General features: G+C 40.7%; 10 protein-coding genes. 2 read left to right on the top strand and 8 right to left on the bottom strand.

The window, feature by feature from the left end; genetic code table 11:
* The 4 genes from BLT_RS23040 to uvsE form a co-directional block, all read right to left on the bottom strand.
* On the bottom strand, positions 1-122 hold a 122-nt coding region (locus BLT_RS23040), incomplete at its 3' end, for a transposase (protein WP_017727181.1).
* 166 nt (positions 123-288) lie between these two features.
* Positions 289-567: a YlbG family protein gene (locus BLT_RS0107570; protein ID WP_017727180.1), complete on the bottom strand. Its 279-nt coding sequence runs from the start codon at positions 565-567 to the stop codon at positions 289-291.
* A 144-nt stretch (positions 568-711) separates the two neighbouring features.
* The gene (locus BLT_RS0107565) at positions 712-1155 is read right to left on the bottom strand and encodes a YlbF family regulator (RefSeq protein ID WP_017727179.1); all 444 of its coding nucleotides are present in this window, start codon (positions 1153-1155) and stop codon (positions 712-714) included.
* Positions 1156-1415: 260 nt separating this feature from the next.
* Positions 1416-2402, bottom strand: coding sequence for a UV DNA damage repair endonuclease UvsE (gene uvsE / locus BLT_RS0107560; protein WP_017727177.1), 987 nt, complete (start codon positions 2400-2402; stop codon positions 1416-1418).
* 94 nt (positions 2403-2496) lie between these two features.
* On the opposite strand from uvsE, the gene BLT_RS0107555 reads away from it, so the two are divergent.
* On the top strand, positions 2497-3276 hold the full coding sequence (locus BLT_RS0107555) for an ATP-grasp domain-containing protein (protein ID WP_017727176.1): 780 nt from the start codon (positions 2497-2499) through the stop codon (positions 3274-3276).
* On the opposite strand, the gene BLT_RS21615 is transcribed toward BLT_RS0107555, so the two are convergent.
* The 3 genes from BLT_RS21615 to BLT_RS0107540 form a co-directional block, all read right to left on the bottom strand.
* Positions 3257-3706 (bottom strand): hypothetical protein, encoded by a 450-nt coding sequence (locus tag BLT_RS21615; protein ID WP_017727175.1) that lies wholly within the window; start codon positions 3704-3706, stop codon positions 3257-3259. The genes BLT_RS0107555 and BLT_RS21615 overlap by 20 nt on opposite strands.
* A 106-nt stretch (positions 3707-3812) precedes the next feature.
* On the bottom strand, positions 3813-4046 hold the full coding sequence (locus BLT_RS0107545) for a YlbE-like family protein (RefSeq protein ID WP_017727174.1): 234 nt from the start codon (positions 4044-4046) through the stop codon (positions 3813-3815).
* A gap of 18 nt (positions 4047-4064) precedes the next feature.
* Positions 4065-4490: a YlbD family protein gene (locus tag BLT_RS0107540; RefSeq protein ID WP_017727173.1), complete on the bottom strand. Its 426-nt coding sequence runs from the start codon at positions 4488-4490 to the stop codon at positions 4065-4067.
* A gap of 162 nt (positions 4491-4652) precedes the next feature.
* On the opposite strand from BLT_RS0107540, the gene BLT_RS0107535 reads away from it, so the two are divergent.
* Positions 4653-5153 carry a PaaI family thioesterase gene (locus BLT_RS0107535; RefSeq protein ID WP_017727172.1) on the top strand — a complete coding sequence of 167 codons (501 nt, stop codon included), beginning with the start codon at positions 4653-4655 and terminating at the stop codon, positions 5151-5153.
* A 341-nt stretch (positions 5154-5494) separates the two neighbouring features.
* On the opposite strand, the gene BLT_RS0107530 is transcribed toward BLT_RS0107535, so the two are convergent.
* Complete coding sequence (locus tag BLT_RS0107530) at positions 5495-6577, bottom strand: CAP domain-containing protein (protein ID WP_017727171.1); 1083 nt, start codon at positions 6575-6577, stop codon at positions 5495-5497.
* Between the last annotated feature and the right edge of the window lie 56 nt (positions 6578-6633).

Here is a 6633-nt window from a genome sequence, read left to right as displayed (position 1 = left end):
AGAATAGCACCTATATCTTTTCTCAGTTTTCCATAAATGACTTTTCTTCTGTACTTTGGTATGAATACGATGTGATACTTACAATTCCATCTTGTGTGTGATAAACTATTGTCACTCGACATGAGTAGATCTCCTTTCGTTTTTTAGAAGTTGGTTTGACGGCCATCTTCTATTATAACGATTGGAGATTTTTTCTGTCACTTTACCACTCTAGAAGTTTTATTTTCACACGTGTAGAACACGTGGTTTTAAACCCATATAATAAAAAAACCGAGCTTTTCCTCGGTTTTATAATCCCATCTTGTAATCGTATTCTTTTGCTTTGTCTGGCTTTGCATTTTGAAACTCAGTTTTTAATAATGGTCGCATCGAACGTTGCACATCTCGGACAAAATGAAAGGATTCCAGCTTTTGAATCGTTTCTTCAAGACGATCCTGATCACAATACAGCACAACGTATTTCATTTTTTTTGAAACATAATGAACATTTCCGAAACGACGAAGCTGACGTGCAAATTTCAGTGAGGTTAGCCATACAGCCAGCCCTTGACGATTGCATACAAGCATTGCAACGCTCTCCTTTTCCTAAATCTAGCATTAGTCTAGCAGAAACCTACCGTTCCATCAATACTATCCTAACGCGCTAAGCACCTCTCACATAAAAAAAAACCTCAAGGGACTATGGATATGGCGTCACCTGAGGGGTATTCTCTACGCACTACAGCTACATCCTCCACCTGAACCGCAACCACCACTACAGCTCATGGAATCAAAAAACGGATTGCCCGTTGGAACCTTGATCGTATGTGAAACAGCATGTGCAATCATTCCACTGATTTCATTCAGCAGTGTTTCAAGCTCTTTTTCTGCCTTCTTAAATGCAACAACCGTTGGGTGAAGATCAAGGGTGCGTTTCAATTGGCGGATTTCAGTGGATACTTTATCGTAATCTGGATGATACTTTCCAAATCGTTGAACATCCTCGTAATCTAACTTCAGATCATTAAATTGACGAATGAGGGCTTGGGCCTCGTTGTCTAATTCTAATTCTCCTCTGCATTGGAGATACGCTTGAAACGGTTCGGATTCCAGTATCATAGCTCCGAGGAGATCCGCTTCTTCTAACAGCGTAGAAGTTGCAATCGAAGTAATCATTTGCTCAACCTCCTTACTACCCATTATAGCATGGAGCAAGTAAAATCCCAATCTCACGCTTTTCCGATTCAATGAAAGCTCTTCCTAGAAGAAAACTCATCCATCATCAATGACATAAACACGATCAAGCACTGCCCCTTTTCCTAAGAAACCAGCATGAGCAGCTCGCTTCTTCCCACTTGGATGGAAACGAGCCCGTCCAGGAAGGCTGAGCAACCTTTCAATGAAGGCAAGGTGAGCGCAAGGGCCTCAATGTTTTATCAATTTGAACTGAAGCTCCGTACCCTTTTCCACAGAAAAATCCCATCTCCCTGCTGTTCAATCGTTCGCTCTCGCTTTAAATCCTCCACTAGGCGAAATAAGGCATTGTCCTTTTTCTTTGCCTCGATCATAACATCGAGCTGTTCAACCGTTCCTTGAATCTCATCTAGAAATGCAAGAAAACGACGACAATCAATAAAATCATGATGACGCGGATCTCTATCACCCTCCATAGGACTTGAAAGATGAATTTTTATAGGTAATGGACTTCTCTGCCACGTGGCGACAATTCGCTCCCAATATTCACGAATTTCTTTTGTTCGATGCAGTACATCATGGTGATGAAGGTCAAGGACGACAGGAATATCCAATTTCTCACCTAAATATAACACATCTTCAATCGTATAATTTACATCATCGTTTTCAAGTATAATCATTGATTGCAATCGTGGTGGGATGGTTGAATAATTGTCGATAAATTGCTCAAGTCCAGCTTCAACTCCTCCTTTTTTCCCTCCTACATGAAGAACACAGCGATGTACCGTATCAATCCCCATCTCTCTTAATAGCTTATAATGATAAAGAAGAGTATGCAGGGAGCGAGAGGTGATCGTTTTTGATGGGCTATTGAGAACAACAAAATGATCGGGATGAAAGTCCAATCTCATCTTTTCTTGAAGAGCGAAAGAGCCAAGACGCTTTAATTCTTGAGCAAGTGCAAACTCATATTTCCATCCCTCTGTCAAAGGATGATTAACGAGAGGAATAAGCCTTGAAGAAAGACGAAAAAATTCAATTTGATGGGCACGATTATGTTTCAAGAGGCGCAAGCAATTTTCGAGATTTGTCCGAGCAATACGTTCAAGCTTGCGTAGTCCAGCCTCACGGTCTGCAATTTTTTCAAATTGTGTAGCTGTCATCGTTTTCGATGGAGACGCATTTGTAAGATTTTCACTCATAGCAACATAACCTAAACGAATTTTCATCGCTTCCACCCTCACTTTCAATTGACATTCTTACCTAAGAACTCTATAATTTTCTCGATCATTTGAAATTTTTGTAAAGAGAAAGGTGAACACCATGAAACTCGTTACGTTTAATCCATTCCGTACGATCGGGATGTCCAATTTAAAATATGTTAAACCTGAGCATATGTTTGAAGAACGAGAAAAGATCGAGCAAGCTGATGTATGTTTGTTCCCAGAAAATTGGCAAGTTAATGCACTTGTTTATGGGATGAAAAAACAAATCTTCCCTAGCATTCAGTCGATTCAGCTTGGTCACAACAAAATTGAAGTAACTAGGGCCTTATGGAGTGTATGTCCTGAACATGTTCCTCGAACCCTCATTTTAGGACGCAACCACGAAAATATTGACCGTGTTTTCCGAGAGTTCGCCTTTCCTTTTGTAGCAAAAGAAATTCGAAGTTCGATGGGCAAAGGCGTATTTTTGATCGAGACACGTGAACAATTTCATGAGTATGTTGAGAACAATCCTTACTTTTATGTTCAAGAATACATGCCCATCGATCGTGACTTACGAGTTTGTGTCGTTGGCGATGAAGTGATTTCTGCCTACTGGAGAATAAACGAACGCAATCACTTTCGCAATAACGTCGCCCAAGGTGCGAGAATTTCCTTTGATTCTGTCCCTAATGAAGCGATTGAGCTTGTCTTAAAAACAGCAAAACAATTAGGCATTGATCATGCAGGATTTGATGTCATTGAAGTTGGTGGAAAATTTTATTTCTTAGAGTTTAATATTTTGTTTGGAAATCAAGCATTTCAGTTTTCGAATGTTTCGGTTGAACAAAAAATTGAACAGTACCTCCAGCGTCACTTTACGGAATCGTCACAGTAAATGTCTCCTCCATGCCATAAGGGGAACGATCATTTTTGACTGCTTCAATTTTCACTTCATGTGAGCCACTTGGTAAACCTTTAATGATAAACGCAGCCTTATATAGTGTATCGACATGTTTTCCGTTAATCGAGAGACGCAAATGACCTTCTCCATCTTTATGAGGAGACCCTGCCTGCTCTTTTGCTAAAGTGAAACGATTGATAAAGCATTCAACATAAACGTCACTTCCTTTTACAGCATGATGGACAGTCATTTCTCGTTTGGCTTCACTTGTATTAATCGAAACGACACCAATGCTTTGTAATGGAACAACCTCAATTTTATCCTCTATGAATGGGGACGTTTCATGGTTCTGTCTACCATGCATTTCACTTGCAAAAGCAAAGGTAAAACAACATCCAATGAACAGGTAGATGAATATTCGCATGCATGAACCTCCTAGTAAGTATGGTTCTAGTATGCAATATTCATTTTATTTTTATGACTAAAGTTCACATAAATCTCCGAGCCTGAAATATCGCTCGGAGATTTTTTTATCCACGATTTGTGCGCAGCATTTCAACAAGCATCATCGCCAATCCAAGATTTTGTTGAAATTTCTCCACCCGTTGGGAAAAGGTGCGACCATAAAACAAATTCGCTTCTTTTTCCATTTCTGCTAGTAAGGATGGGTCCCTGCTTAAGCGCCGATACCAAATCGGATGCTGGCGAACAAAGCGTCGTAATTCAGGCTGTGTGATCATCGCTTGCACAATTTCTCTTCTCATCCTCTCACCTCTAGCTCTCTAGTCTCGCCGAAAGGAAAAGGGGTGGTCAACCTCATTTTGTCCCTGTTGGTTACCAGGCTTTTGAAAAGACTGCATCAGGTTTTGCACATTATTAAGGACGGTACCAAATTGACTAAGGTGCTGTTGAAGATCCGTCAGATTTATACTTTTTAGCATGTTAAGCAAATATCCGACTGTTTCTTTATTCTCCCCTTCCTCTGACGTGCCCTCTGTTTCTATAAGCTGTTTGTCGCCATTTGTTTCGTGACTCCGCCGCTTGTATACATCCCAGCTTTCATGATCAGCACCTAAAATTGACCATTCTTCAAAAAACTCTTGCAGCGTCTTATCTCCATCACGGACATCTCTTATGATTAATGGATGTTCTTTTACAAATGCTTTAAACTCAGCAACAGAAGGATGTAACTCTGTATTCTCACTCATCTCAAGTCCTCCTTTACTAGAAAAGAATAATGCTACTATAGAGTAGTACGACGCCAAGTCCACAGTGAGCCCATTTTTATTGCTTGATCCGATTTCAAGTTGGTAAAATAGTAGGATAGCAAGATGCTTTTAAATAATTGCGATAAGACAAGGGGTATTGTTATGACCGATGAAATGCTTAAAAAGAAGCTAGAACGTTTTTTACAAAAAGCAAATGAAGAAGAAAGAGATGTTGTGACTTCTTTTCTTGACGGAATGCTAAAAAAACAAGAAAATCAATATGGTACATATCTTGGTGCGCTCACGCAAATCCAAACAAATTTTTTAGACAACGGAAATTTTGAAGTGATCCTTCCGATTCAACCAATTGTGAACAACCCTTTAAATATGGTACATGGTGGCATAACCGCCACGTTATTAGATACAGCGATGGGGTCAATGATTAATCGTAAGCTTGATCGCTCACTTGCCGCAGTCACTGCTGAAATGAAAGTCAATTATTTAAAACCAGGGGTAGGTACAGAGCTTCGCTGTATCGCTACCGTTGTTCATGAAGGAAAGCACTTACATGTTGCAGAAGCAAAAGTTTTTGATGATAAAGAGCAGCTTGTAGCGATGGCGACAGGGACCTTTTTTATTATTCCAAGAAAACCTGCAAGCTAGAAAAATGTCCACGAGAAAAGTGCAAGGTGCCTGCCTAACGGTTACAAATACTTATGTCCGTAGCTAGTTATTAGAGTGTTTTGCTTTTTTATCTTAAGAGGCTGGGACATAACGAACGTGTATGATTGAAAATGCGAACAATGTACAACCTTAGCGGAAGAAATAGACGCAGACTCCTGCGGATCAAAGGCAAGGGCGAGACCCCACAGTGCGAAAAGCAAGAGGAGGCTCACCAGCCGCCCGCGGAAAGCGAAGGATAGTTCCGAAGCGAAGGCTAGGCAGCAACGATCATGACGTTCGGATGTCTCAATAAAAACTTTTTGTCCCAGCCCCTTTTTCATTCATGGAAGAGGAAGCATAAAGTTTTGTGTATAATGCTTTTCAAATACGCCAACACCTAAATGAGAATAGTCTTCACTTAATAAATTGACACGATGCCCTTCGCTATTAAGCCAGCCTTCAACCGCTTCTGCTCCATCAACATATTGCGCCGCAATATTTTCCCCTATTTGCATAAATTGTATGTCCCTTGCAACAAATCGGTCGGATAATTCGCCATATAGCGGTGAGGTATGTGAAAAATAGTTTTCCTCAGCCATGTCTTTACTATGATGAAAGGCAACCTCTGCTGCGTCTGCATTCCATTGAAGAGGCTGTATGCCATGACGAATACGGATTATATTTGTCAAATCAAAGATTTGTCGAGCCTGGCCTACTTCAATTTCGCTCCACTCGTCTTCCGTCGGCTCGATTTTTTCAGGTGCTTGACCTCGATACGTAAGGTTGTATGGCTGATGGTGTAAAAGTGTTTCTGTTGTTAAAAGCCGAATGCTTGATAACTCATTTGTAAATGTATCGAAGTAGAGCTGTGCCCATACCTCCCCATTTTTCACAAGTGGACGAGCCTTTACGTCCTGCTCCGTTAAATGATATTGATAGGATGAACCGTTGTGGTCAAACGATACATTTGCCTCAAAAGGAAATAATGCTGCAATGTCCTCATAGCTTTGCCCAAGCGACAACGAATCAATTGTAAGCTCTTCACCTGTCATAAAAATAGTCACGACTTCATCGTCCTGAATCCCAATTTGTACATACGCTTTATCCGAAATAGGATACACCCACCATTGATAAAGATATGCCGAAGGATCGATACGGGCTGGCTCCCCTAATTCTGCCGTGACTTGTTCAGCGGTCATTCCAATGAAAAGCTCCCCCTGTTCAAAAGAGGCTACCAGTTGTCCTCCGTCTTCTTTGCCATCATTTACGCTTTCTGCCATGGGGACTCTCTCCCCCTGAGCGGGCTCACCTTCAATCACACGACCATCTAAATGAAATGGAAGGTCATCCATATAAAATTGTTCAATAAATAAAACCGAGAGGACAAATAAAACAATAAATGTTATGCATCCTAGCCTTTTCATCCGTTCCCCTCCCTAACTTTCTCTCTACTGTACCTATCTTTCTTGATATGATGTTT

It is taken from the genome of Halalkalibacterium ligniniphilum (assembly GCF_000334155.1).
Taxonomy (GTDB): Bacteria; Bacillota; Bacilli; order Bacillales; family Bacillaceae_D; genus Halalkalibacterium; species Halalkalibacterium ligniniphilum.
The sequence above is the reverse complement of the archived record's forward strand: the minus strand, read 5'-3'. Positions and strand labels throughout refer to the sequence as shown.